Below are 25,963 nucleotides of genomic sequence, written 5' to 3' on the forward strand. Positions count from 1 at the left end.
TTTGGTTACGTCCACGAGAAGGACCAAGCATGAAACAATTGGAGCGAGGGTATTCCGCACTAATGGCTGGACCTGTCGGCGTCTACATTTCGGTTCCGTTCTGCAAGGCAAAGTGCACATTCTGCAACTTCGCTTCGGATGCATTCGGCACAGAACGGATGCAGCATTATGTGGATCGCCTTTGCGTAGAGATTCGCGGGGCACATGCGGCTGCAGAAAGGATCGGAGCGTCGCTGCCCAGCGCTGTGGACACGCTCTACTTTGGCGGAGGGACGCCTAGCCTGCTTTCGGCACAACAGTTTAGGGAGATATTTCAGCATTTGCGCGGTGAGTTCGACCTCGACACTGATGCGGAGATCACTCTGGAATGTGCTCCGGGGCAGCTCGCGGATGGGACCCTGGACGAGCTATTGCGGCAGGGGATGAACAGAATCAGTTTTGGGGTTCAATCGTTTGTTGACCGGGAGACGACAGCCGTTGGCCGGCTCCACACGCGGCAGCAGTGCTACGCAGAGATTGCGAGGGTGACAGCTGCTGGCGTTCGCGACATCAATGTTGACCTGATCGCAGGACTGCCACACCAGACAGCGCAGAGCTGGCAGTACTCGGTGGAGCAGGCGATCGCGAGCGGGGCGCCACATATCAGCGTTTATCTGCTTGAGGTGGATGAGGATTCGCGGCTTGGACGCGAGATGCTGGAGCAGGGAAGTCGTTATAGTGCGTCGGCCGTGCCTGACGAGGATCAGGCTGCGGAGTGGTATCAGCATGCGTGCGACATGCTGCGAGAGGCAGGTGTGCAACAGTACGAGATCTCGAACTTTGCACGGCCTGGATATCCGTCCCGTCACAATCTAAAGTATTGGAAGCGTCAGCCTTATATCGGTTTTGGGCTCGATGCTCACTCGATGCTGCTTGCTGGTCCTGATGCGGTGAGATTTGCCAACACCAGCGATCTGGAACGTTACCTCGGACAAGGATCGGCGGCGAAGCCACTTCGTCTTTTTGAATCGGAGCAGGACGCGACGAACGGTCAGGTCGATGTCGTCGGGCCTGGCGAGGCTTTTGAGGAGTCGCTCTTTCTCGGCTTGCGTCTTAACGAAGGGGTCGATCTCGGCATATTACAGAGTCAGTTTGGTGAAAGCTTATTGGAGCAGACGATGCCTGCCTTGATAGAGGTTCGCGATGCAGGTCTGCTCGAACTCGACACTGGCAGGATTCGGTTGACTCCGCGGGGCCGCCTAATCTCCAACGAAGTCTTTAGCCGGCTGCTAGATCCTACGGCGGCATAACAAATCAAAGCACACAAATAGAGGAGAGAACGAAGATCATGATCGATCTGCGCAGCGACACCGTTACCCGCCCCACCGCAGCCATGCGCGAGGCGATGGCCTCCGCGGAGGTCGGCGATGATGTCTACAGTGAAGACCCAACCGTCAACCGCCTCGAGCAGGAGGCCGCGGAGGTCTTTGGTCGCGAGGCTTCCATCTTCGTGCCGACGGGAACGATGGGAAATCAGATTGCGATTCGACTGCACACGCAGCATGGACAGGAGGTCATCTGCGAGGCGCGATCGCACGTGCTGGATTGGGAGATGGCGATGATGGCGGCGTTCTCGGGCTGCCAGGCGCGGACAGTCGCAGCAGAGCGAGGCATCCTGACGTGGGACCACATCAAGCCAGCGATTGGCGCGAAGATCTACTATCGCGCTCAAACTGCGTTGATCAGCTTGGAGAACTCACACAACATGGCCGGCGGTACGGTGACGCCGCTGTCTGTGCTCGAAGAGGTATGGGCAGGCGCTCGCGAAGTCGGCTTACCAGTCCATCTCGATGGGGCGAGAGTGTTCAACGCAGCGACTGCGCTGGGACTCAGCGTGGCGAAGCTCACCAGCGGATTCGATACCGTGATGTTCTGCCTGTCGAAGGGTTTGGGTGCTCCGGTCGGCTCCATGTTGCTCGGCAGCAAGAAGGCGATTGAAGAAGCGCGGATCTATCGCAAGGCGTTGGGCGGAGGCATGCGGCAAGCGGGTATTATTGCGGCTGCAGGGCTGATCGCTTTGCATGAGATGCCTAAGCGCTTGCAGGAAGATCACGCGAATGCTCGCCTTCTAGCAGATGCGGTGGCCGCGGAGCCAAGTAAGGCGGAGATCGATCTGGATGCGGTCCAGACCAACATAGTGATCTTCAAGCTGCGTGGCATAGATCAGGCTAACGGCGGCGATGCCGCGGGTTTCGTTGCGGGTCTGAAGCAGAAAGGAGTGCTGGCCAGCGCCATTGGGCCGCACTCGGTACGATTCGTGACACACTACGATGTCGATCATGCCGCGTGCGCCAGGGCCGGGGCCGTCGTGTCAGAGGAGTTGCGGGCGCTCTAGTGACCGGATCGGTCCTCTTGTCGTGGCCTCGACCGCGAGGCTAATCCCCGCCAGCGTTGATGATGGGATCGGTTGCCAAGAAGACGCTAACTCTGGTGCCATGCGACGCGTCGCTCGTGTCGCTGGCGACGGAGATGGCGCCCCCATGTTTATTGATGATTCCGCGACTGACCCAAAGGCCGAGCCCAGTCCCGTGCTCTCCTTTAGTGGTGAAAAAAGGCTGGAACAGGTGTGGCTGTACATGGTCTGGAATGCCCATTCCATCGTCGGCTATCGTGATGATCGCCCCAGGTTGCAGCTTTTGTCCGTTCGCTCCGACACTTGCGCATTGCGGTACGATGCTGACTTTTACCTGGCCGCCCTGACCAGCGGCTTCGGCTGCATTGGTGATGAGGTTGGTGAAGACTTGGCGCAGTTCGGCGGGGAAGGCGCATACTTCGATGGGTTCGGGCATCTCGGTTGTCGTCGTGACGCCAAGGTCGCTTAAGCGCCTTTCCATCAAAAGCAGAATCTCCTCGAGCATCTCTTTGAGGTCGACGACGACAGGAGCCTTCGATTCACGATACAGCCCAAGCATGGCGCGGCTGATCTGAGTGACTCGCGTCAGCTCCTGCTCGGCCATATCCATGAAGTGGACCGATTCCTCTGGAGACGCGCCGTTGCGCATGAGATACAGCAGATTCGAGACGGAGTCGAGCGGGTTATGGATCTCGTGCGCGATGGTGGCGGCGAGGCGGCCCGCAACGGCCAGCTTCTCGTTCGCAATCAGGGCCTCCTGCGTCTTGCGCTCCATGGTGATATCGCGAAATACGAGGACGATGCCGATCGTGTTCCCGGCTTTGTCGCGGATGGGCGCGCCGCTGTCGGAGATATCGAGTTCAGAGCCGTCCTTGCGCAGGAGAATGGTGTGATGGTTCGCCATGCCGACGATTCTGTCGAGTCGTCTCACCTTCGCGACGGGTGTTTCTACCGGTTCACGCGTCGTCTCGTTGACGATGCGGAAGATCTCTTCGAGTCGTCGTCCATCGGCCTCGGTCTGACTCCAGCCGGTCAACTCCCTTGCTACGGGATTCATCATCTGGATGCGGCCTTCAGCATCGCAGGTGATGACCCCGTCGCCGATCGATTCCAAGGTGGTCCGGAGCTGCTGTTCAGATTGGTAGAGCTCTTCCGCGCGGCGTCCAAGAATATCGAGCGAACCCCGATAGGCTGCGGAGACGGCATGGAGACGGCTTCGCGTGAAAAGCCCAATCAACACCCCCATTCCAAGGGCCAGCGCGAGCAACACCAGCAGCAGAGAATGAACCTGGCGATGCCACAGTGCGATGCGCCGGGCGCGACTGGCCTCAGCCTTCTGAATGATGTCGGTAAGGTCGTGACGAACGTTGTCCATCAGCACCTTTCCGTGAAGATTCAGATCCACGTCGTTGGTCTGTCCTCCTCCACGGACTGTCGCAATCACGGGAAGGGCAAACGCGTCCTGCCAAGTCTGATGTTCGTCTTTCAAGTCGGCGATGTCATGCTTCTGATCGGCGTCTGCGCCGGCCATGTTGTCGAGGTTTTGAATCTCGGTCTGCAGATGGGATTCAGCCTCATAAAACGGCTGTAAAAACCTCGTGTCGCCCGTGGTTTCGTATCCGCGCAGGCCCGACTCCTCGTCCACAATCAGCTTCGAAAGAAGAGTCGCCTGGGAGATTCTGGCATCCGATTCCTGGATCAAGTTAACGGTGACATTCGATCCGCGGATCTGAACATAGAGCGCACCGGCGACCACCAGCAACGCCACGACAGGCAAAACGAATACCTGCCTCAAAATATTGTTGAACTGACTTAGATTCACAGTCCTCTCATCTCGTACCTTGCTTTGAGGGGTAGGTCAACTGACTGGTTGCAGCAGGCTGCCCAGTTTTTCCAGGAGAACTGGCGCACCCTCTCCCTTGGTCATATACAGATCGACGACAGCAGTCACCTCGGGAGCCAGCCCAATGTAGGCCGAGAGCAGAAGAATAGGAACCTGGGGCTTGACCTGACGCATCTGCATAGCGATCTCGCCGCCGTGCATGCCCGGCATCGAATAATCCAGCACAACCGCTTCCACGGGTTCGGTGGAGAAGAGAGCGAGCCCAGTCGGTCCATCCGATGCGGTCAATACGCGATATCCAGCCCGTTCCAGCAGGATCTTCCGAACCTCGAGCCCGATTCGTTCGTCATCCACGCAAAGGACGAGATTGGAGTTCTGCTTCATGGAGTTGTGACCGTCGACGACACGTAGAATTACTCTAGAGTATACGAACGTACTCTTCATACGGTTTACTGTGGATGATTCATCGTACGTTAGCAATCCCCCGACCGGGGTGCGCTAACCTGACGTTAATCAAGTCGCGAGTTGACAGGGGTTTACGAAGTGAGTCAGACGATTTTTGTTTTGGAAGACGATGCGGATATCTCTCGCCTGGTGCAGTACCATCTCGAGAGTGCAGGTTTCACAGTTCGCCCGTATCTTGCTATCAATCAAATACTTGCAGACGCCGAACGGCAGCCGCCCGCACTTTTTCTGTTGGATATCATGGTACCCGGCGGCGACGGTCTCGACCTGTGCCGACGGCTCCGTCAGAATCCTACCCTCAGCGTGGTTCCGATCATCTTCCTGACGGCACGTGCGGCCGAGAACGATCGCGTCCACGGTCTGGAGATGGGCGCCGACGATTACATCACCAAGCCCTTCGCCACCCGCGAGCTTGTAGCCAGGGTAAAAGCGGTGCTAAGGCGCTTCGAACGGCCGAGTTCCCCTTCCGTCCTGAAGTTCGAGAACGTGGAGATCGACGCCAGCGCTATGCAGCTACGTGTCAACGGTGAACTGGTAACGACGACCGCTACGGAGTTTCGGCTTCTGGATTATCTCGCCCGCCATCCAGGGCGAGTTTTTAGCCGCGATCATCTTCTTGACGCAGTATGGGGCGACGCTCGTTTCGTGACGCCGCGTTCGGTCGACGTCTATGTCCGGCGTATTCGCGAAAAGATCGAGGCCGACGCCGAGACGCCACGCTATCTGAAGACCATGCGTGGCGCGGGCTATCGATTCGAGATTCCGAAGGCGGCACAGGCTTAATCGGGGGGCAACTCGTGAGGCGTGGTGTCTTTCTTTCGGTCTTCCTTCGCATTGCGGCCGCATTGCTACTTGTTGCGCTAGCGGGGATCTCCTCGCTCCCACATCACTGGTTAATCGCCGGTGTACTTGTTACTGCATGGGCCGGCAGCAGTGCATTCTTTCTGGCACGTTCGGTTCGGCAGGACGTCACGCTCCTGCAAAATTCGGCCGCGGCGATTCCCGAGCGCCAGGTCGGAGAGATCAAACCCGCCTTCAGCGATTTCGATGGCCTGGCACGTGCCATTTCGGTTTCCTCCGATCTCGTGAACCGTTCGCTCAGCGAGGCCTCCGAAAGTCGACACGAACTCGAAGCAATGATCGATAGTATGCAGGATGCGGTGGTCGCCGTCGATCCCGCAGGCCGCATTCAGTGGACCAATCAACGGATGCAGAAACTGATTCCAGGCGCGTCCTTTAGCAGCGCGATCCGTATCGGACATGCGCTGGTCCAGACGATCCGCGACCCGGAGATTCTGGATTGCGTTCGGACCGCCCTCGAACAGCGGGTGGTGAGCGATGGCCGCTCGACCTCACTTCTGCCCGGGCGGATCTTTGAAGTGAACGTCTCTCCGATGCCCGGTGGCGGAGCCGTAGCCGTTCTGCACGACATTACCCGCATCGAACAGGTCGAACGAACCCAGCGCGACTTCGTGGCCAATGTTTCGCACGAACTGCGTACCCCTCTAACGTCGATCACGGGTTACGTCGAAACACTGCTTGACCACGAGGCTTCGCTTAGTCAGTCGGCGCGAGAGTTTCTGACCATCATTTTGAAGAACGCAACTCGCATGAACCGCCTGACTGAAGATCTATTGGTGATGGCACGGGTCGAATCTTCTGAACAGGAACTCCACCCGGCCCCGATCCCAGCCGACATTTTAGTGCGGGATGCCGTGCAGGCGATGAGCGGCCTGGTCCAGGATACCGAGTCGATTCTTGAGATCGGCAGTGTTTCCACCGCCGAGGTCTTTGCCGACACCGATGCGATCCTCCAGGTTCTCAGCAACCTCATTGAGAATGGCATCAAGTATGGCCAGGCTAGGAACGCGCCCGTTTGCAAGGTTGTCGTCTCGTCCCGGGAAGTGTCGGATCCGATTGAGGCGGTCGAGTTCAGTGTGCGGGATTTTGGCCCTGGAATTGCCTCGGAACATCTCGCCCGCATCTTCGAGCGCTTCTATCGAGTAGACAAAGCGCGTTCGAGGGAGTCTGGGGGGACTGGCCTGGGCCTCGCGATTGCACGACACATGGTGCAGACTCATGGTGGATCCATTCGAGCAGAAAGCGAGCTCAACGCCGGCAGCAACTTTATATTCACACTCCCTAAGGCTCAGAATTTAGTGGAATAATGCCGTTTTCACTACGATGTAACCTCCCCGTAACAATTCCCGCTCACACTCATTATGAGATGTATTGACTGATTGATAGATCGATGCACTTAAGCCTAGGGGGACGAGTGAAACTGAAAGTCATCGCAACAGGCGTACTGGCACTTGTAACTATCGGAGCCAACGCACAGAACATCAACGGAGCCGGGGCGACCTTCCCGTATCCCATCTACTCCAAGTGGTTTAGTGAGTACAGCGCGCTGCACCCAGACGTGAAAATTAACTATCAGTCTATCGGCTCCGGCGGCGGTATTCGCCAGGTGTCGGAAGGCACGGTCGATTTTGGCGCTACCGACGGACCAATGACCGATCAACAGCTGAAGGATGCCAAGATCAAGGTGATACACATCCCCACGGTGCTTGGTGCGGTAGTACCGGTCTACAATCTCCCGGGCGTTGCCAAGGAACTCAACTTCTCTTCAGACGTGATTGCCGATATCTATCTCGGCAAAATCAGCAAGTGGAACGACCCGCGCATCACGAAAGATAATCCGGGAATCAGTTTGCCGGACAAATCGATTCTGCCCGTCTATCGTTCGGACGGAAGTGGAACAACATTTATTTTCACTGACTTCCTCTCAAAGGTGAGCCCCGACTGGTCGAGCAAGGTAGGCCATAGCACCTCGGTAAAGTGGCCGACTGGTATTGGCCAAAAGGGAAATGAGGGCGTTGCAGGCATGGTTCGCCAATCGCCTTACTCTTTTGGTTATGTCGAACTGATCTACGCCGAGACGAACAAGATGAGCTTTGGCGCAGTACGTAATGCCTCAGGCAAGTTTCTCAAGGCGTCGACTGCTGGTGTGACCGCTGCTGCTGCCGCCACTTCCAAGACGATGCCGGCCGACTATCGTGTCTCCATCACGAACGCTGCAGGCGCCGATTCCTACCCAATCGCCAGCTTTACCTGGCTGCTGATCCCGACTCACTCCACCGACCCGAACAAAGCGAAAGCGCTGGCTGACTTTCTGGGCTGGATGCTGGACCATGGCGAAAGCGAAGCGGCTGCGCTGACCTATGCTCCGTTGCCAAAGCAAGTGCAGGATATGGTTCGCAAAAGCATCGCGAACGTAAAATAGTTACTCTGCCGCACGGGTTTCGCATCGAGATACGTGCGGCATCTTTTTCTCCCAGCTTCAGGATAGTAAGCTCGATACAGTCGATCCGTAGAGTCAACCGTCAGGAAAATAGGATTGTGTCTTCTACTCGTATGACTCCCGAAAGAGAATCAAGCTCTCCGCTGCCTGTGCCGTCGCCCCTGCCAGAGCCTCCTGCGGCATCTGCAGCGGATGCGACGCCAACTCCGGTTGGTACGACCCTGTCTCCGATTCGAGACTTCCTCAGCAAGCGGGGAAGCGGCAGCTTCGCTGATAATAGCTTCGCCGCGGTTATGCTTCTCTGCGCCTGCAGCATCTTCGCGATCGTCCTCTTCATCTTCGTCATTCTGGTCATTCACTCCCGGTTGAGCCTCATCCAGTTCGGCTGGAAGTTCTTCACGCGTCAGGCGTGGGATCCGGTTTCGGGCGACTTTGGTGCGCTGCCCTTCATCTATGGCACACTTGCTACTTCGCTCCTTGCTCTATGTATGGCTGTCCCTTTGGCACTTGGCGTAGCGGTCTTCCTTACGGAGCTGTGCCCTCGTCCGCTTCGAGCCCCGATCTCTTTCCTGACCGAACTGCTGGCAGCCATACCCAGTGTCGTCTACGGTCTTTGGGCGGTCTTCGTCCTTGTCCCGCTCATGCGTGATCTCATCGGCCCCTTTCTCTATAAAATCCTGGGATGGACCGGCTTCTTCGAAGGCACCAACTTCGGCGTCGGCCTTCTGACCGCCAGCATGATCCTCGCCATCATGATCCTTCCGATCATCTCCTCGCTGACCCGCGACATCATGAACGCGGTTCCCAATAGCCAGCGCGAGGCTGCACTTGCCCTGGGAGCCACCCGCTGGGAGATGATTCGCATTGGCGTCCTGCGTAACTCCCGCATCGGCATCGTCGGCGCCGTCATGTTGGGTCTCGGCCGTGCTCTCGGGGAGACGATGGCCGTCACCATGGTCATCGGCAATCACCCTGATATCAGCAAATCGCTCTTCGCTCCCGGCTACACGCTGGCCAGCGTCATCGCCAACGAGTTCTCCGAGGCCACCGGCGATCTTTATCTCAGCGCCCTCATCGAAATCGGCCTTGCTCTCTTCCTGGTAACCATCGTCGTGAACGCCATCGCACGGCTGATGGTTTGGGCGGTCACACGCAACGCACCGGCGCGGGTGAACTGACATGAGTACTCAACCCTTGAGCAATCCGCCCCGCCCCATGGACTTTGAGTCGAAATCCATGCGCAGGAATAAGGCACGGCGCACCGCGACTAACTACTTCGTCACCGGCCTTTGCATCCTCGCAACTGTCCTGGTGATCCTCCCGCTCGTCGCTATCCTTTTTTACCTGATCTATAAGGGCGCGAGTTCGCTGAATGTTGCCTTCTTCACCCACATTCCTGCTCCGGTTGGTGAGGCAGGCGGCGGCATGGCCAACTCCATCGTTGGTTCGGGCATCATCCTCTTCCTTGCGAGTCTGATGGGTATCCCCATCGGCATCGCGGCTGGCGTTTATCTTGCAGAGTTCGGTCGCGGCAAAACTCTCGCCACCGCAGTCCGTTTCACCGCCGACGTACTAAATGGCGTTCCGTCGATCGTCATGGGCATCTCGATCTATTCGTTGATCGTGATTCAGCAAAAACACTTCTCCGCTCTGGCGGGCGGAGTGGCCCTCGCCATCATGATGGTCCCGACCATTACGCGCACGACAGAGGAGATGCTGGCCACGGTGCCGCACGCAATTCGCGAGGCAGCTCTTGGCCTCGGCGTTCCCAAATGGCGGACCGCGATCTCGGTCAGCCTGCGCACTGCCTCGCCTGGCATCATCACCGGCTGCATGCTCGCCTTCGCCCGCGTTGCCGGAGAGACTGCTCCATTACTCTTCACGGCCTTCGGCAACCAATTCTGGAACTTCAAACTCAGCGAACCTATCGCCGCCCTGCCTCTGCAGATCTACGTCTACGCGATCTCGCCGTATGACGAATGGCATCGTCTTGCCTGGGCCGGTTCGCTCGTTCTCATCGTCTTAATCATGGTCTCGGTCACGCTCGTCCGCATCTTTGCCAACCGCGGCGTACTCAAGGGAGGAAGCTAGTGGGAGTCGGCATTTTAGTTGAGGATTTGAACGCGTGGTACGGAACGACGCATACCTTGCAGGACATCAATCTGCATATACCGGCCAACCACGCCACCGCGCTCATCGGTCCTTCCGGCTGTGGCAAATCCACCTTCGTCCGTTGCCTCAACCGCATGCACGAGACCAATCCCATCGCCCGCGCCACTGGCACGGTCAAGATGGGCGACATCGACATTTACAACGATGCCTCGCCGGTTGAGATCCGCCGCCGCGTCGGCATGGTCTTTCAGCGCCCCAATCCCTTCCCGACCATGTCCATCTACGACAACGTCGTCAGTGGCCTCAAACTCAATGGCTTCCGCAACCGCCGCATACTCGATGAGACAGTTGAGCGTTCGCTCAAGCAGGCCGCGCTTTGGGAAGAGGTCAAGGACGATCTCAAAAAGAAATCCGGCGCCTCTCTCTCCGGAGGCCAACAACAGCGCATGTGCATCGCACGCGCACTTGCTGTCGATCCAGAGGTTCTGCTGATGGACGAACCCGCCTCTGCACTGGACCCCGTCTCAACCTCCAAGATCGAAGATCTAATCTTCCAGCTCAAGAGTCAATACACGATCGTCATTGTGACGCACAACATGCAGCAGGCAGCCCGCGTTGCCGAAAACACCGGCTTCTTCCTCAACGGTAAGATGGTCGAGTTCGACTCCACCCATAAGATCTTTACAAATCCGAGGGACAAGCGAACAGAGGACTACATCACCGGGAGGTTCGGTTGATGCGAGTCAAATTTCATCAGAGCCTCGACGAACTTAAGGAAAAACTGTTAGTCATGGCCGGAATGGCGGAGCAAGCGATTCAACGCTCCATTGAAGCCTACCGGTCGCGCGATCTTTCGATCTGCGAACTTGTCTTCCGCGCCGAGCCCTCCATCAACCGTCTCGAACGCGAGATCGATCAGATGGCGCTAGACTTGCTGGCTATGGAGCAACCAATGGCCATCGACCTTCGCTTTATCCTCTCAGTAATCAGGATTAACGCCGACCTCGAACGCGTAGGCGACCAGGCTGTCAACATTGCAGTGCGCGTAAGAGAGATGGGTGCTTTCGCCAACATCGATCTTCCGGTCGATATTCCCAAGCTTGCGTCGCTCTCTTCCGCAATGGTTCGCAAATCGTTACAGGCTTTCATCGAAGGCGATGCTGAACTAGCTGAATCCGTTCTCCGACTCGACGATCAAGTTGACGAGATGAATGATGCAGCCTTCTACGCGCTCAGTTCGCTCATCAAAGAAAAACCCGAACTCACTCCCCAGTCGCTGAACGCGTTGATCATCGCTCGCAACCTGGAACGTGTCGGCGACCACGCCACTAATATTGCAGAAGACGTCATCTTCTGGGTTCGCGGAGCCGACGTCCGTCATAACAGCACCGCACTCTAGGTTTGGGCGATGGACAGAATTTCCACGCCTCTCACCTACATTTGATTTCGAGAGATCCGGTTCTGCCCGCGACCAGCATCCCCTAGTCCATAAAATCCAGTGTCAGTCTTTGTCAGGTTCCCACCAGACGAGTTTTGGCATCATCGGATAGTAGAGGCCAACTCGCAGCTCTCCGCTCTGAACGAGGTTGCTCATCATTCGTGCATATACTTTCATCTGGTCCGCGTACTTCATCCGCTCTTCGGCAAGAAACTCGTCAATTCCTTCGCGGCCGTGCGTCGTTGTTTTGTAGTCGATGATCCAAAGATAGCCGGCTCCAGTCTCCATTGGTTTTGCCCCACCCTGAAATACCCGATCCAATCGCACACTGTTGCGAGTACCGCTCCACGAGCTCAGCGAGAGTTCGTTCGACGCTTGATTGTGCTGGCTCAGCACCCACCGTCCCTCGTCGTCCTGCAGCATATTGGTGAGCGCTGTCTTCACCCGTGGGACAAGCCGCTGGACGACGTCCGGCTGGAGCCCATCTCCCCGTAGCACAGCCGCAATTCGCTGCGTCCATCCCGCCACTTCGGGCAGTATGGTCTCAACGCTCGTACCAGCTAGCCTCTTTGCAACCATCTCCAAGAACGCATGGACGGCGTTGCCAAATGCGCGAGCCTCGAACGAGCCTTCGGGTCTTTCGAAGTGCGCAGGTCCTGGTTTGATCGCATCCTCACCGTAGGAGAGCGTTTGGTTCACCGAAAATCGTGATTCTGGGCTGAATTTCATTGGAAAGCGTTGGAGCATCACGGGTCGCACAACTTCGTCAGCGCCTGCTGCAATTTCACCGATGAAGCTTTCTTCTTGAGACTGCGGAAGCATCATGAATATCTCGCCGGGGCTCTTCGAGTATGGCGCATTCGCAGTAAAGTGTCGCTCCGCTGCGGGCCACGCAGTAGCCAGCAGACTCCCATGAGGACGCATAACCTCCCCCTCGCCGTTGCTTCGGGAGAAGCGAACAGATGCAACTCCTCCCGTGCTCGCGTGCATGCGACATAGAAGAGTCGCTTTCTCTCCGCGGCCTCCTTTGCCTTACCGATCCCCTTCAACCAGAGATTCAGCTCCCTTGAACCCTCACCGCGACCCACAATCGGCGCGAGCATGATGTGCGCAGCTTCTGAATCGCCGGAATCGATCTCACTCCACGTCAGCAACTTCTCACGATCCGCAGGATCTTTCTTTTGAAGTCCCGGCACCATCACGACGTCCCACTCCAGGCCCTTCGACTTATGGATGGTCATCAAATCGACCGCCCAACCTCCGGCCGCTGGTTGAGCAAACAATTTATCGAGCCGGCGCTTCAGCAGACTGATGTCAAACGTTCCGGTGTCCTCTTCCATCTCATCTAGAAGCTGTAAATACCTTCGTGCATTGGCCAGCTCGCCGGGCTTCAAACACACATCTCCGCCTAACGATCGCCAGGTCCTCTCTACCCATTGCGCTGCACTCAACCCCGACCGCTTCTCCTCTGCTGCCTGCAACACAGGCCAGACGCGCATCAGCCTTGCACGACTCTGATCATTCAGCAGGTCAAGTCTCTCTGCGATTAGATCTCCGATGCATCGCTCAGAGTAGTCGGGATCATCCGCGCCCGAGAGCATATGAAGATCGCCACGCCCAAGGCCGCACCACGGGGCATGCAGGACTGCGAGCCACGCCACGCGATCGGCCGGGTGCATCAGGGCTCTGGTCAGCGCAAAGAGGTCGAGAACCTCCTGCCTCTGACCCAGTGCTTCTATATCCACGGCACGAAACGGAATAGCTCCCTTCGACTCATCCTGGAGTTCCGTCACGATGTCGGCGAGTAGATTGCGACTTCGCACCAGTACCGCCAACTTCCATGGCTCACTACGCCCCTGAGGCAGCGGCCTGCCTCTCCAATCCTCGATGATCGCTCGGACCTGTTGTGCCTCCAGCTTGGCTTGCCGCCGCTTTGTTTTCTTTGTCGTTTCAGCCGAAGTTTCCGAGCTCAACACACGCGCATGCCACGCCAGACTAGGCGAGCCACTTCGCGAAGGTCCGCGTACAGCCTGTGCCTCGACATATGGCACATCCTCGGGGTTCGCGGTATTGATCGTCCGGGGAAACAGCAAAGAGAAATCATCGTTGAATGCTTCGACAAGGTCGCTCTCCGAACGGAAGTTCGCCGTCAATCGGAGTCTTCCAACCGGAAGATCGCCCAGAAGTCCCGTCTGCATCGTCTTCACAAACCGCTCTACTCGCGCCTGTCGGAAGAGGTAGATCGATTGCTTTGGGTCCCCTACGAGAAATACCGTCTGACTGTGCCCGTCCCATCTCTGTGTGAGTAGCTGAATCAGTTCGTACTGACCTGTGGAGGTGTCCTGCATCTCATCTACGAGCAGGTGCTGCAAACTCATTCCCAATGCTTTGTTCAAATCAGAGACGGCACCATCCCGTTGCAGTGCGACTTTCGCCAGCAGTCCAGGCTCCGTAAAATCGCACTCTCCTCGTCGCGCAAAGATTAGCTGCAACTCAACCAGCGCCCTGCTCAAAACACGAAACAGCGCCTTCGCCACGACCCACTGCTCTTGCGGATATCGAACGGGCGGCAGGTTCCTCACCCTCTTGATCGCTTCGAGCACGTCATCGCGATCCCGCAGCTGCTGCACCAGAAGCTTCAACCGCTCGGCATGATTTTTTCAATTTTGAAGCCTAAATGGTTTCGAGCTGCGGTTGCCCTCCACTTCGATTCCTGTGTCGTGAGTAGATGAATCAGGGCCCGCCAGTGTTCGAGATCTTCAGCAGTCTCCTGCGGCATGGTGTGTAACCCGGCGCACATGGCAATCGGAGAAGGAGTGCCCCTATAACCTTCCGCATGCCCCATCTCACCCGCAAGCGAGGCCAGTTCCTGCAGAATGTCCGCCGGCACACTAAGCGACAACCGCGTTAGTCCGGCACAGACAGCCTGCTCCAGCGCCAGCTCAAGCTTGGGCAGCACCGCTTGATCCAGAAAAACGTCGTCCAGTTGCTCTCTTCCCAGCGGTACCAACTCTCCCCACTGGTTGCGCAACGGAAGCATCTCCATCAATAGCCGCTCACAGTCGCGAAGACTGCCATCGCGATGCAACAACACTGTGCGCAGTGCAGCGTCCAACTCCGCATCATTGCCACCCAGTTGCATCAATGTCGTTCTCGCCGCTTCGCGATACATCAACGTCGGATCTTCGACCGGGATCTGCCGTCCTCCAGCGCCTGAGAGGACCGGCAATAATCGCGCCACCTCACCGCATACTGAATCGATCGTGCGAATATTCAATCTGCGTGGATGTTGCAGCAACTCCCATCCCAGGGAAGCGTCGCGGCGGAGCACCATCTCTGCCAAGGCACGGGTCTCGCGATCGAAGTCGGGATCGCTCGTCAGGGGCTCGCCTTGAGAAGCGCTCCCCAATTGAGCGATTACGCGCTCCCGCATCTCTGCCGTCGCCTTTACCGTGAACGTGATGGCCATAACCTGACTAGGATCTTCGACACTCTCATCGGCCAGCAGCTTCAGGAGGCGTTGAATCAGCAGACCCGTCTTGCCCGACCCGGCCGGCGCCTCTACGATCCACGATCGTCGAATATCGAGGGCTCGCTCTCGCTCCTGCCAGTCTGGTGTTCGCCTGCTGGTGCTAGTGTCCCCTCGAAGATCGTCACTCTTTGCAACCACAAACAGATCAGCCACGGCTCACCCCCGCCCCAGAGCCCTCCTCTTGTTCGTCTTCCTCCTCAAGTAGCGAGACGTCAAGTCTGCACAAGATCCTCTGTTCGCAGTGAGCGCAGGTTCCCGGATACGTTTTTGGACTCACGCGCGCGTCGCCTGAATAAAACTCCTCTGCTAACGCCACCAGCACCTCTCTCCACCGATCCACCTGATCTTCGAGTGTGGGGGCGTCTTTTAGTTTGCTTGGCTTGGGTAGAACACCGTCACCTACCGCGTAGCCCTTTAGACCCCGACCTTCACCTGCCCTGACCAGGCCAAATGCGACCCCCTGCAACTTATCCGCTTCCGTGAGAATGGCGTAGAGCGGAAGCTGTGGAGCGTCGGGCCTTGGCGTCAGCCAGTCACTGGGCGAAGCGTGACCCGTTTTGTAGTCGATCAGCACCTCGCCGCCTTCTACTAAATCGACCCGGTCCATCCGCACACTCAGGCGTAGCGGGCCAACGCGGACATCCTTAAGCTCTTTCTCGCTGAGCTTCACTTCGAAGGGCAGTCCTCGCTCCAACTCCAGCTCAAGCCACCCTGACAGAAGTCTGTGCAACCTCTCGCTCTGGACCTCCATATAGGCCTCGTCCCAATCGGTCGCGCTCGCTTCTGCTGGCTTCTTTAATGCCTGAGCGACACACCACGCCAGCGCCTCATTGCGTTCCTCCGTGGACATCGAACGCAGATTGTCCTGCGTCTTCACCTCGTCCCAAAATATCTCGAGCGCCTTATGTACCGCCGTACCGCTCTCTCTCGCATCCATGCCGGGTTCGATCGACTCAAGCTCTGTCGCCCACAATCGCTTCTCAGCAAACGCCCTAAAGCCGCATGCCGCCTGCAGTTCCAAAACTTTTGCGCCGCCGCGAAGCACTCGGTCCGGCAATGCCTGAACCTGAGCAGTATCCGCGATCTCCTCCAACTCAACAATTAAGCGCTGCGGCTCACGCTCTACAAGCTCCGCAGCTCTAATGGTCTCCTGACTGAGCCCGAGCAGCAACGGCGAAGGCCGCTGGTTCCCCTCCGCCAACTCCTTTGCGTAACTGAACACGATAGTGCTCGCACTCGCCGCAATCCGCTCCGTGATCCTACGCGTGCGTTCGCTGTCCAGCCGTGCATCTGTTCCCGGCATCTCCAATTCACGTTGCAGATGCCAGGGAAGCAGGGAACTACTGACGGTTGGCATTGGCCAGCTAAGCTCGCCCGCATGTAAGAACCACACCGCGTCAAATGTGCTTCCTGCAGCCTCAAGCGGACCCATCACCTGCACGGGAGCTTGTCGTGACTCTGGCGCAAACATGGTCTGGCGAGCGATTCTTTCAAGAGCTCCCAGTGCTTGCGCAAAGTCTACAGGTACGCCATCGAAGTCCAGTGTCGCGAGTTCATCGAGGGCACTCTCCCACTTGCGCCGCGTCTGAAACTCGACACTGGAGTCTTTGCCCCAAGAGCCCCACGCAGCCGTTGTCAGAACCTCCCGCATCTTTTCTGCCCACTCCGCATGCGAACGTGCATCGAGCCCTTGCAGTCGATCCGCAAGTCTCTCTGTCGCTCGCAATGTACCGAGCAGTTGCGGAAATTTAGACCTGCGTTTTGATCGACCCATCAACTCGAGCAGTCCATGCAGCGAGACCTCTGGTCGCAGCATTCGCGCCTTACGGAGTTCAAAGGCATCGAACTCCGCGCGTGCACTTCGCTCTCCACTGCGCATCGCGAAGTAAGGCGACAGCAGCAAGCCACTCACCCTCTCCACCGGCAACGGCTCGGATGACCACCGCAATAGATCGAAAGCGATGGAAATCATTGGGATCTCGATCAGCGCAACGCCAAGTGAAAACTCATAAGGTCCAATCTGGTTGTCCGCCCGAATGTCTTCGAGCTCTGGCGCCAATACTTCCTGAAGCACCCGATCAATCTGTCTGCGCTCGCTCTCGAGCCCAGGCACGACTACAGCGACAGTAGCCCCGGCATTCTCTTCGAGAAATCTCCGCACCCAGCGAGCCGCGATAAACAACTCCTCCTGGTCATCTTCTGCTTCTACCAGTAAGCGTCGCTCCGCAGGAATGGCTAGCCGCAGCTCCTCCACGTGGATTCCTGTCGAGAGTAGGGCCTCCACCAGCACACTTTGTGACGGAGTCATCTGATCAAATCCCACCAGGGCAACCCTGCCCGCAGTGAGCTCCGAGAACCCGATTCTCGCGACACCCTTTTCGAGTTCCTCACGCAGCTTGTCTTCTAGCTGGGCCTGTGCGATGAACCTCTCAGCCTGGCAAAGACGTTCGAACGTGTGCGCCCATCGCTGAAACGACCGTGTATCCGAGTTGCCGACAGCTTCCTGCAGGCGTAGTTGTCCATCGTAATCGCATATCAGGCGCCAAGCCTCAGCCGCCATTACTGCCAGCGAGTCTACAGTTCGCAGACTTGCCAGCTCATCGTCGGCCTCAAGAATGGTTCGCCACACCACGTGTTCCTGTGACCGATTCAACATCATCTCCGCGACCTGGCCGTCTACCAACAGTCGATGCCACATGGTCGCAAGCCATGCGTCCCACGACATCACAGCTGCGGACGTCCAGCTTGTAAGTCCCAAAGCACTGTTGTGCCGATCCCATCCACGCCGAATAGCGCGTGCTGCCCGCTGGTTACCCGTCACCACGACTGCACCCTGTTCCAACGCCTCAGCAATCCCATCCGGCAGCAGTCCACGACCATCCATCCTTCGGTTATACGCCCACCGTCACAGGAAAAGCAGATCCGGAATCAGTCCGCACCCTGCCGCGTCCGTGGTGGAAACCGACTCATCGCGAGCAGAACCAGGGCCGCCACAAAAGGCAGGGCAAGCGCTAGCTGCAGCGATCCCTTCCGTGTGGAAATTACCCCCATTGTCCATGGCAACGCCGCCGCCCCCAGCCCCGAAACCGCAACCACGATTCCCGCCTGCCGCGCCGTTGGCCGCTCCGCGATCAGCAGCGCAAAGGTGGCTGGAAAAAACGGTGCCAGACTGAGCCCGAGAACCACAGCAAATCCCGCAATGGACCCGGCAGAATGCGCCATCGCTAGCGCTGCCGTAAACATCGCAGCCAGGCCTAAGCTCCATCGCTGCGCGGTCTTCTCTCCCACACGTAACATCACGGCCGCGGCCCCGAGACGCCCGAAGGTGAGTCCCATCCAAAGCAGCAGCGTCGTATACTCGCTAACCGCCAGCGTTTTATTGCCATACCGCAGTGCGAACGTCGTCAGCCATCCGCTCAAGCACGTCTCCAACCCGCCGTAGAGCACAAGCAACCCAGCGAAGTAGAGATAGACTCTTCCGCCCAATCCAATTTGCGGCGGCCCAGTCTCTATCGACACAGCGTCGAAGTTTTCATCACCCGAAACTTCTCCACGCATCTGCATCCAAAGCGCCAGCAGGCCCATCACAAACAGTCCTGCGAATCCCATGAGCACTTCCCTCAGCGCGAAGTGTGGCAACAGCCATGCCGCCAGAAGCGCAGAAAGCATCGCTCCCAGGCTGAACGAGAAGTTCAACAGCGACAAAGCGGAACCCCGATGCGCCGTGAATCTGCGGCCAGCCAGAATGTTGATCGAAGTAATGATCTGCCCCAGCCCAAATCCACCCACAAACAAACCCATGCACCCGAGGATCATCGACGGAGACAGCGCGAAGCCGCCGAATCCTGCTGCGCCCGCAAACAGCCCCACCAGCAGACTCCACCTTAACCTTTGTGACACCGTCACTCCACCAAGAAACGCGCCGCAGAACTTCGCCGTCATCAGAAGCCCGCTTTGAGAGTCCACCATCTCCCATTGCTTCGCCAGCAAAGGAAGAATCGGTCCCAGCAATGCTGTCCCAAGACCAGCAAGCATCAGCCCGAAGTGCATCAACTTGAGAGAAGGCGCCGGCTGTTCAGTTCGCTCCATCTATCGCCCCCTGCGTCATCTCACAGTTCAGCCATTATCATTGACTCAGGAGTTTGCCCGTGTCCCGCAAGTCGCTATTTCTCCCTATCTTCCTTGTTCTCTTCTCTGGCTGTCATCAAGACATGTCGTCCACGGCACCCAAACCAGCTTCTGCCGCAAACACCTTCACCATTCGCGGCAGAGTCGTCTCCACCGACGCCACGCACGTCACACTCGATGGCGAGCAGGTTCCCGGCTTCATGGAGGCGATGATCATGGACTACAAGCTCGCAGATCCCAGCATCGTCAATGAGCTCCACGCCGGCGACCGTATCACAGCCAAGGTCCTGGCCGACAAGCAGGGCGACAGCTATGGAAATGTTCGTCTCGCGGATATCGTCGTCATCGCGCAGGGCCGCCCCGACTACAAACCTCCCATCTCCTACCACGTTCCTACCGCGGGCGATGTTGTTCCCGACTTCAAGCTTCTCAACCAGAGCGACCGTACAATTAGCCTCGGCCAGTTCAAGGGCAAGGTCGTGCTGATGACCTTCATCTACACTCGTTGCCAGCTCGCAGATTTTTGTCCCCGCATGAGCCACAACTTCGCCGACATCGACAAGGCTCTTGCCGCTGACCCAGCCCTCTACAAACAGACCCATCTCATCAGCGTCAGTTTCGATCCCACTTACGACACACCCAGGGTTCTTCGCAGCTACGGCGGCGCTTACACCGGCAACTACACCAACGAAAAGTTTCTTCATTGGGACTTCGCTGCCCCACCAGAAAAAGAGTTGCCGGCGATGACGCAGTTTTTCAACGTCGGTGTCACTCCCGGTGACAACAAATCTCTTACTCACTCGCTATCAACAGTCCTCATTGGTAAAGATGGCAAGATTGTCGACTGGTACCCCACCAACGATTGGAAGCCGGAAGATGTATTGGCTGCAATCAGAAAGAGTGCCGCCTAGCCCACAGACAACAAGAGATCGAGATTCCTCATCTGAATATCTGTGCGTAATACGCACGGAGGTAAAGTTCAAATGAAGATTAGTCGATTCGCTATTCCAGCACTTGCTATTGCACTTGTGGCTCCGGGTTTCGTGTTTGCTCAGTCGTACCCCCAACCGGCACCAGGCTACGGTCAGGGACCGGGCGGATGGGACGCTCCACCGCAGGAGTTCCGCGATATTCAACGTCAGGGCTACCATGATGGCATTGAGGGAGCCCATAAGGATTTCGACAATCATCGTCGTCCCGACGTAAATAATCGCGACGAGTATCGTCATCCGCACGTGCCCTCGAGCGCGCGGAATGAATATCGCGAGGGTTTCCGCCGTGGATATGAAACCGCAACCTCGCACCTGATGAATGGTCCAAGATAGTGGAAATACCCTCGCCAACGATACCCAGCCGTTAAGGTTGGGTATCTTTCTCTATCCAGCTTCCCCTTAAATACGAATTCGCGATTCACGGACTGGTGCTCAGCTCCGTTCTGGGTGCCTAATAATGCCCTACGGCCCGTCGTGGACGATCAGCCAAGCCATTCGAGTATCCTGATATTGCGTTCTATCAAGGAGTTCCACCTCATGGCAAAGCTTACTATCGCATTTGGCGTCCTGCTCATTTTGCTTGGTATCACCGGCTACGTCACCACGGGTAGCGCTCATCCTACAGCGCTGATTCCGAGCGGCATCGGCATCTTCTTTGTCCTCTTCGGAGTCATGGCGAATACTGAAGACTCCAAAAGGCGAATGCTCTGGATGCACATCTCCGTCACGGTAGCGTTGTTGGTCTTTCTGGGAATGATCCCCTCCGCCATCGATACGATCAGGCTCTCCCGTGGAGCCTCGTTTCCTCACCCTGTCGCGGTCGAAGAGAAGGGCGCACTTTGTCTTTTCTGCCTCATCTACGTGCTGTTCTGTGTCCGTTCTTTCATCTCAGCTCGACGCGCTCGCCTCGTATAGCATCCCCTCCAGCGTAAACTCAACTTAGCTATGTCCTCCTCCTTCGGTCCATCCAGCTTTGGCGGCGGTATGAAAGCCGTAGATCGCCCCTCCCGCGGCACCGGCAGAGCTACCACGGCCGATCTCACAGCATCGCGTCCCAAGCCCAAGCTGACCAAAGTGATGCCAGAGGTGTGGAAGCTCGTCAAGCCGCGTCGGTGGCTGTTGGCTGGCAGTTTTTTGCTGATGATCGTCAACCGTCTCTGCAGTTTTGCTCTGCCGGTCTCCTCGCGTTATCTCATCAACAACGTCATGTACAAGCATCAGTTGAACCTGCTGCCTTGGATAATCGGGATCGTCGCCACCGCCACCTTCCTGCAGGGAGTCACCTCTTACACCCTCACGCAACTTCTCTCCACAGCCGGCCAGCGGCTCATCTCAGAGCTTCGAACCCGTGTTCAACAACACATCGGACGTCTCCCTGTAGCCTTTTATGACGAGAACCGAACAGGCACCTTAGTCGCCCGCATCATGACCGACGTCGAAGGCGTCCGCAATCTGGTTGGCACAGGGTTGCTCGAGTTCGTCGGCGGAATTCTCACCGCAATCATCGCCTTCTGCATCCTGATTCGCATCAGCGGACGGATGACATTGCTCACTGTCTGCATCCTGCTCGTCTTTGGCCTCATCCTGCAGAAGGCCTTTAAGACGATTCGGCCGATCTTCCGCGAACGTTCTAAGATCAACGCCGAGGTCACCGGCCGACTCACCGAATCGCTTGGCGGCGTGCGCGTCGTCAAGGGTTACCACGCCGAAGAAAGCGAAGCCCGTGTCTTTGCTCGCGGCGTCGAACGGCTTCTCAAGAATGTCATCAGCTCCATCACCGCTCAATCTCTAATGACCCTATCCTCCACAATGGTGTTGGGAGTTGTCGGTGGTCTCATCATGTACCTCGGCGCAAAAGAGATCGCTTCCCATCGCCTCGATGTCGGCGGTTACGTGGAATACACCATGCTGCTCGCCTTCATGGTGGCGCCCGTCGTTCAGCTTGTCTCTATCGGCACCCAACTCACCGAAGCCCTCGCAGGCCTCGACCGTACCACCGAGATCCTGAACGAACGCGAAGAAGACAGCGAACCCAGCCGCACCGTCGTCATCAATCCCATCCACGGCGACGTGGCCTTTCAAAATGTCACCTTCGCCTACGAGACCGACAAGCCAGTTCTCCACGGCATCAGCTTCGAGTCAAAGCCCGGGACGGTCACGGCACTTGTAGGCTCCTCAGGTTCAGGCAAGTCCACCATCATCTCGCTCATCTGCGGCTTTCACAGCGCAGTCGGTGGCCAGGTCCTTATCGACGGAATCGATCTGGCGACCATCCGCCTAAGCAGCTATCGCCAGCAGCTCGGAGTCGTCCTGCAAGAGACCTTCCTCTTCGACGGCACCATCCGAGAGAACATCCTCTTCAGCCGCCCACAGGCTACTCAAGAACAGCTGATGGAGGCCAGTCGCATCGCCCGCGTCGACGAGTTCGCCGAGCGCTTTCCGGAACAGTACGACACGATCGTCGGGGAACGCGGCGTCAAGCTCTCCGGCGGTCAGCGCCAGCGTATCTCGATTGCCCGCGCCATCCTTGCCGATCCGCGAATCCTCATCCTCGACGAAGCCACCAGCTCGCTCGACTCAGAGTCCGAAGCCCTCATCCAGAGTGGTCTCAACTTCCTCATGCAGGGCCGCACCACCTTCGTGATCGCCCACCGCCTCTCCACCATTCGCCGCGCCGACCAGATCCTCGTCATTGAACAGGGAAGGATCGTGGAACGCGGCACCCACGACTCCTTATACAAGCTGCAAGGCCGCTACTACGACCTCTACACCCGCCAACACGGCCTCGAAACAAATCTCTTCCTCGCCCCCGGAGAAGGCGACAAAATCGAAGAGTCTGTTTCGGCAGAGTCGTAGCGTCATCCACGTGTAAACCGCAAGGTAAAAAGGTTGATGTTCACAACCACGAACAATTCAAGATCCTGACGGCCGGAGAAAAAGTGGAAGCTGCGAAAGTTGCAATGAACGTGCAGGAGCAGTTCGGACAGATCGATATCTATGTCTTTGACCAGATCCTGCGAGGCAACATTGCTCCCGATATGCGTGTCCTCGACGCCGGCTGCGGATACGGCAGGAATCTCGTGCATCTCCTGAGAGAGGGTTGCGAGATCTTTGCAATAGACGCAAATGCCGAAGCGGTAGCGCACGTGCGAGCGCTTGCAGCCGAACTAGCCCCAACCCTTCCAGCAAGCAACTTCGTGGTGGGAGAACTCGAACAGATAAACCTTCCAGATAACCTTTTTGACGTGGTCATCTGTAGCTCGGTGCTCCACTTCGCGCACGACGAATCTCATTTTCTCGCGATGCTCAAGGAGCTATGGCGAGTTCTTCGTCCAGGGGGCATGCTCTTCTGTCGCCTGGGCTCGCGCATCGGCATGGACTTCAAGCAGCTGCGACCCCACATCTACCGCATCAACGACGGATCCGAGTGGTTCCTGGTCGACGAGGCCATGCTGATGCAGTTGACGCAGCAGTTGGACGCCGTCATGGTGGATCCACTCAAAACTACCATCGTGCAGGACTACCGGTGCATGACCACCTGGGTGCTGCGCAAACGCTCGAATCGACTTCACGGAAAAGACGGAGCCTAGTCCGCCACTCCAAGCTGCTTAAGTAAAAACGCATAGTCGAACGCAATCTCTTTCAGATAGTCGTATCGCCCCGAAGCACCGCCGTGTCCCGCATCCATGTTGATGTGCAGCAGCAGCGGGGTGTCATTCGTCTTCAGCGTTCGCAATCTGGCAACATACTTCGCCGGCTCCCAGTACATCACCTGAGAGTCGTTCAGGCTCGTTTTAACCAACATCGCGGGGTATTCTCCGACCCTGAGGTTGTCATACGGCGAGTAAGATCGCATGTACTCGAAAGCCTCCGCCTCGTTCGGATTTCCCCACTCCTCATACTCCGCCACAGTCAGCGGCAAGCTAGCGTCGAGCATCGTGTTCATCACGTCTACAAAGGGAACATGCGACAGAACCACCCGAAAGAGCTCGGGCCGCTCATTGACCACCGCTCCCATCAGCAATCCGCCCGCGCTCCCCCTCAATAGCAACACGGCCCTTCGCCCCATACCCCTTCGCCACCAACTGCTCGGTCACAGCGATGAAGTCGTTAAATGTGTTGCGTTTCACCATCATCTTGCCAGCATCGTGCCATGAATCTCCCATCTCGCCACCACCACGAATGTGGGCATATGCGATCACCACACCGCGGTCCAGCAGCGACAAACGCGACGAACTGAACCCGATCGGAAGCGGATAGCCATACGATCCATACCCATAAATGTAGACAGGATTCGTCGAATTCCGGGCAAACGACTCGCGTCGGTAAACAACAGATACCGGAATCTTCACCCCGTCTGGCGCCTCGACCCAGACTCGCTCCGAAGCATAGCGAGCCGAATCGAATCCTCCCGGAACCTCCTGTTGCTTTAGCAACTCCGTAGTGCCCAGCCGAACGTCATACTCATACACCGAGGCTGGCGAAACCAGCGACGTGTAACTGTATCGAAAAGCCTCTGTCTCGAACTCACGATTCGCATGGGCTCCCGCCGAATACACCGGCTCAGGAAATTCAATCTCCTTGGATTCCTGAACACCTCCTCCGGCCGTAAATTTGGTCACGGCCAAAGTCGGTAGACCGATCTTTCTTCGCGAAGAGGCGTAGAATGAATGAAATACCTCAAAATCTTCAAGCGGAGCTTCCGCATCTAGTGAGATAAATTCTTTCCAGTCTTCGCGCCCAGGTTTTTCGACAGATGCAGTCACAACTCGAAAATTCTTCCCAACATCATTCGTCCGAATGTAGAAAAGTCCGTCGCGATGATCGACCGAATACTCCTGCTCGTCGATACGTGGAGCGATCATCTGTAACTCCCCGACGGGCAAGTCAGCTGCGAGGAAGCGGCACTCACTGGTGGTGTGGCTCCCGGCCTCCATCAGCAGATATTTTCCGTCTCGGGTTTTACCTACTCCCAGGTTGAAGCGCTCGTCTTTTTCCTCGTGGACAACTACATCCTTCGTCGCCGCGTCCCCCAGGTAGTGCCGAAAAAGATGATCCTGCCGCTTGGTGACTTCATCCTCGGTCGTGTAGAAGAGTATCGTGTCCGTTGCCCAGACGATCGACCCAACTCGCTCCGTAGTACCTGGCAAATCCAGGCCGGTTTTCAAATCCCGGACATGCAGCGTGTACTGACGGAAGCCGGTGTTGTCAGTGGAGTACGCCAGCTTGAATCCATCCGGACTCACACTCATCCCGCCCACGGACATAAACGGCTGACCCACCGCAAGCAGATTCACATCCAACACAATCTCTTCCGGTTGAGACTCGTCGAACTTCGGTCCCGTCGCTCGTCTCCGGCAATGAATCGGGTACTGACTCCCTTCCACTGTCCGCACGTAGTAGAACCACCCACGCTGCAGATAGGGCACGGACACATCCGTCTCTTTGATGTGCGACAGCATCTCGTCATAAAGCTTTTTCTGCAGGCCTTCGGTTCCCGCCATCACAGAGAGCGTGTAAGCGTTTTCCGCCTCGAGGTGAGCCAGCACCTCGGGCGAAGACTTATCCCTCATCCATCGATAGTTGTCTTCGAGGGTCTGTCCATGCAGCGTTGTGGGCGTAGGTTCTTGACGAGCATGGGGAGGCTGGATGGTACTTTGCGTCATTAATTTGAAGCTCCATTGACAGGATACAGCGTCCCCGCGCCTGGAGAGGCAACCATAAATCCGCCGTATACACCCAACACAACAATGGCATCTG

Annotated in this window: 21 protein-coding genes and 1 pseudogene; 14 read left to right on the forward strand and 8 right to left on the reverse strand. The window is 57.1% G+C overall.

Translation table 11 applies throughout. The annotated features are described in order from the left end of the window. Window positions 1-29 precede the first annotated feature (29 nt). Window positions 30-1,289: a radical SAM family heme chaperone HemW gene (gene hemW, locus RBB80_RS19025; protein ID WP_433964028.1), complete on the forward strand. Its 1,260-nt coding sequence runs from the start codon at window positions 30-32 to the stop codon at window positions 1,287-1,289. Window positions 1,290-1,327: 38 nt separating this feature from the next. Continuing rightward, the gene (locus tag RBB80_RS19030; protein WP_433964029.1) at window positions 1,328-2,374 is read left to right on the forward strand and encodes a threonine aldolase family protein; all 1,047 of its coding nucleotides are present in this window, start codon (window positions 1,328-1,330) and stop codon (window positions 2,372-2,374) included. A 40-nt stretch (window positions 2,375-2,414) separates the two neighbouring features. On the opposite strand, the gene RBB80_RS19035 is transcribed toward RBB80_RS19030, so the two are convergent. Both RBB80_RS19035 and RBB80_RS19040 read right to left on the reverse strand, forming a co-directional pair. Beyond that, on the reverse strand, window positions 2,415-4,214 hold the full coding sequence (locus RBB80_RS19035) for an ATP-binding protein (protein WP_433964030.1): 1,800 nt from the start codon (window positions 4,212-4,214) through the stop codon (window positions 2,415-2,417). Window positions 4,215-4,250: 36 nt separating this feature from the next. Then, window positions 4,251-4,619 carry a response regulator transcription factor gene (locus tag RBB80_RS19040; RefSeq protein ID WP_433964031.1) on the reverse strand — a complete coding sequence of 123 codons (369 nt, stop codon included), beginning with the start codon at window positions 4,617-4,619 and terminating at the stop codon, window positions 4,251-4,253. Window positions 4,620-4,778: 159 nt separating this feature from the next. Here RBB80_RS19040 and RBB80_RS19045 point away from each other — a divergent pair, with 159 nt between their 5' ends. From RBB80_RS19045 to phoU, 7 genes are all read left to right on the forward strand, one after another. Next, a complete protein-coding gene (locus tag RBB80_RS19045; RefSeq protein WP_179584361.1) occupies window positions 4,779-5,483 on the forward strand; it encodes a winged helix-turn-helix domain-containing protein in 705 nt (234 codons plus the stop codon). Between the two features lie 14 nt (window positions 5,484-5,497). Further along, window positions 5,498-6,868 carry a sensor histidine kinase gene (locus RBB80_RS19050; RefSeq protein ID WP_433964032.1) on the forward strand — a complete coding sequence of 457 codons (1,371 nt, stop codon included), beginning with the start codon at window positions 5,498-5,500 and terminating at the stop codon, window positions 6,866-6,868. Window positions 6,869-6,975: 107 nt separating this feature from the next. Then, window positions 6,976-7,983 carry a phosphate ABC transporter substrate-binding protein PstS gene (pstS, locus tag RBB80_RS19055; RefSeq protein ID WP_433964033.1) on the forward strand — a complete coding sequence of 336 codons (1,008 nt, stop codon included), beginning with the start codon at window positions 6,976-6,978 and terminating at the stop codon, window positions 7,981-7,983. 131 nt (window positions 7,984-8,114) lie between these two features. Beyond that, the gene (gene pstC / locus RBB80_RS19060) at window positions 8,115-9,179 is read left to right on the forward strand and encodes a phosphate ABC transporter permease subunit PstC (protein WP_433969756.1); all 1,065 of its coding nucleotides are present in this window, start codon (window positions 8,115-8,117) and stop codon (window positions 9,177-9,179) included. A gap of 1 nt (window position 9,180) precedes the next feature. Beyond that, on the forward strand, window positions 9,181-10,092 hold the full coding sequence (gene pstA, locus RBB80_RS19065) for a phosphate ABC transporter permease PstA (RefSeq protein WP_433964034.1): 912 nt from the start codon (window positions 9,181-9,183) through the stop codon (window positions 10,090-10,092). Then, window positions 10,092-10,850, forward strand: coding sequence for a phosphate ABC transporter ATP-binding protein PstB (gene pstB / locus RBB80_RS19070; RefSeq protein WP_433964035.1), 759 nt, complete (start codon window positions 10,092-10,094; stop codon window positions 10,848-10,850). The genes pstA and pstB overlap by 1 nt, the downstream gene beginning before the upstream one ends. After that, complete coding sequence (gene phoU, locus RBB80_RS19075; protein ID WP_433964036.1) at window positions 10,850-11,512, forward strand: phosphate signaling complex protein PhoU; 663 nt, start codon at window positions 10,850-10,852, stop codon at window positions 11,510-11,512. The genes pstB and phoU overlap by 1 nt, the downstream gene beginning before the upstream one ends. A gap of 102 nt (window positions 11,513-11,614) precedes the next feature. Here the strand turns inward: phoU and RBB80_RS19080 are convergent, their stop codons facing one another. From RBB80_RS19080 to RBB80_RS19100, 5 genes are all read right to left on the reverse strand, one after another. Further along, the gene (locus tag RBB80_RS19080) at window positions 11,615-12,250 is read right to left on the reverse strand and encodes a PD-(D/E)XK nuclease family protein (protein WP_433964037.1); all 636 of its coding nucleotides are present in this window, start codon (window positions 12,248-12,250) and stop codon (window positions 11,615-11,617) included. 122 nt (window positions 12,251-12,372) lie between these two features. After that, on the reverse strand, window positions 12,373-14,193 hold the full coding sequence (locus tag RBB80_RS19085; protein WP_433964038.1) for a UvrD-helicase domain-containing protein: 1,821 nt from the start codon (window positions 14,191-14,193) through the stop codon (window positions 12,373-12,375). Continuing rightward, window positions 14,190-15,236, reverse strand: a complete 1,047-nt coding sequence (locus RBB80_RS19090; RefSeq protein ID WP_433964039.1) for a UvrD-helicase domain-containing protein — start codon at window positions 15,234-15,236, stop codon at window positions 14,190-14,192. Before RBB80_RS19090 ends, RBB80_RS19085 begins: the two co-directional genes overlap by 4 nt. Further along, a complete protein-coding gene (locus RBB80_RS19095; RefSeq protein ID WP_433964040.1) occupies window positions 15,229-17,967 on the reverse strand; it encodes a PD-(D/E)XK nuclease family protein in 2,739 nt (912 codons plus the stop codon). The genes RBB80_RS19090 and RBB80_RS19095 overlap by 8 nt, the downstream gene beginning before the upstream one ends. Before the next feature lie 44 nt (window positions 17,968-18,011). Continuing rightward, window positions 18,012-19,172 (reverse strand): MFS transporter, encoded by a 1,161-nt coding sequence (locus tag RBB80_RS19100; protein ID WP_433964041.1) that lies wholly within the window; start codon window positions 19,170-19,172, stop codon window positions 18,012-18,014. 59 nt (window positions 19,173-19,231) lie between these two features. On the opposite strand from RBB80_RS19100, the gene RBB80_RS19105 reads away from it, so the two are divergent. The 5 genes from RBB80_RS19105 (at window position 19,232) to RBB80_RS19125 (ending at window position 23,793) form a co-directional block, all read left to right on the forward strand. Beyond that, entirely contained in the window at window positions 19,232-20,122 is an 891-nt protein-coding gene (locus tag RBB80_RS19105; protein ID WP_433964042.1) for an SCO family protein, read from the forward strand. A 72-nt stretch (window positions 20,123-20,194) separates the two neighbouring features. Beyond that, on the forward strand, window positions 20,195-20,536 hold the full coding sequence (locus RBB80_RS19110) for a hypothetical protein (RefSeq protein ID WP_433964043.1): 342 nt from the start codon (window positions 20,195-20,197) through the stop codon (window positions 20,534-20,536). Window positions 20,537-20,740: 204 nt separating this feature from the next. Then, the gene (locus RBB80_RS19115; protein WP_433964044.1) at window positions 20,741-21,118 is read left to right on the forward strand and encodes a hypothetical protein; all 378 of its coding nucleotides are present in this window, start codon (window positions 20,741-20,743) and stop codon (window positions 21,116-21,118) included. Window positions 21,119-21,187: 69 nt separating this feature from the next. Next, window positions 21,188-23,059, forward strand: coding sequence for an ABC transporter ATP-binding protein (locus RBB80_RS19120; RefSeq protein ID WP_433964045.1), 1,872 nt, complete (start codon window positions 21,188-21,190; stop codon window positions 23,057-23,059). A gap of 83 nt (window positions 23,060-23,142) precedes the next feature. Then, a complete protein-coding gene (locus tag RBB80_RS19125; RefSeq protein WP_433964046.1) occupies window positions 23,143-23,793 on the forward strand; it encodes a class I SAM-dependent methyltransferase in 651 nt (216 codons plus the stop codon). Here RBB80_RS19125 and RBB80_RS19130 read toward each other — a convergent pair. After that, window positions 23,790-25,869, reverse strand: a pseudogene (locus tag RBB80_RS19130) (S9 family peptidase). The gene RBB80_RS19125 and the pseudogene RBB80_RS19130 sit on opposite strands and share 4 nt — an antisense overlap. Between the last annotated feature and the right edge of the window lie 94 nt (window positions 25,870-25,963).

The organism is Tunturiibacter gelidiferens, assembly GCF_051013345.1.
GTDB classification, from domain to species: Bacteria; Acidobacteriota; Terriglobia; order Terriglobales; family Acidobacteriaceae; genus Edaphobacter; species Edaphobacter gelidiferens_A.

Excerpts from the sequence above, each read along its gene's own strand:
- hemW (WP_433964028.1), top strand. The coding sequence starts at position 30 with ATGAAACAATTGGAGCGAGGGTATTCCGCACTAATGGCTGGACCTGTC.
- RBB80_RS19030 (WP_433964029.1), top strand. The coding sequence starts at position 1,328 with ATGATCGATCTGCGCAGCGACACCGTTACCCGCCCCACCGCAGCCATG.
- RBB80_RS19040 (WP_433964031.1), bottom strand. The coding sequence starts at position 4,619 with ATGAAGCAGAACTCCAATCTCGTCCTTTGCGTGGATGACGAACGAATC.
- pstC (WP_433969756.1), top strand. The coding sequence starts at position 8,115 with ATGACTCCCGAAAGAGAATCAAGCTCTCCGCTGCCTGTGCCGTCGCCC.
- pstA (WP_433964034.1), top strand. The coding sequence starts at position 9,181 with ATGAGTACTCAACCCTTGAGCAATCCGCCCCGCCCCATGGACTTTGAG.
- phoU (WP_433964036.1), top strand. The coding sequence starts at position 10,850 with ATGCGAGTCAAATTTCATCAGAGCCTCGACGAACTTAAGGAAAAACTG.
- RBB80_RS19095 (WP_433964040.1), bottom strand. The coding sequence starts at position 17,967 with ATGGATGGTCGTGGACTGCTGCCGGATGGGATTGCTGAGGCGTTGGAA.
- RBB80_RS19100 (WP_433964041.1), bottom strand. The coding sequence starts at position 19,172 with ATGGAGCGAACTGAACAGCCGGCGCCTTCTCTCAAGTTGATGCACTTC.
- RBB80_RS19110 (WP_433964043.1), top strand. The coding sequence starts at position 20,195 with ATGAAGATTAGTCGATTCGCTATTCCAGCACTTGCTATTGCACTTGTG.
- RBB80_RS19115 (WP_433964044.1), top strand. The coding sequence starts at position 20,741 with ATGGCAAAGCTTACTATCGCATTTGGCGTCCTGCTCATTTTGCTTGGT.
- RBB80_RS19120 (WP_433964045.1), top strand. The coding sequence starts at position 21,188 with ATGAAAGCCGTAGATCGCCCCTCCCGCGGCACCGGCAGAGCTACCACG.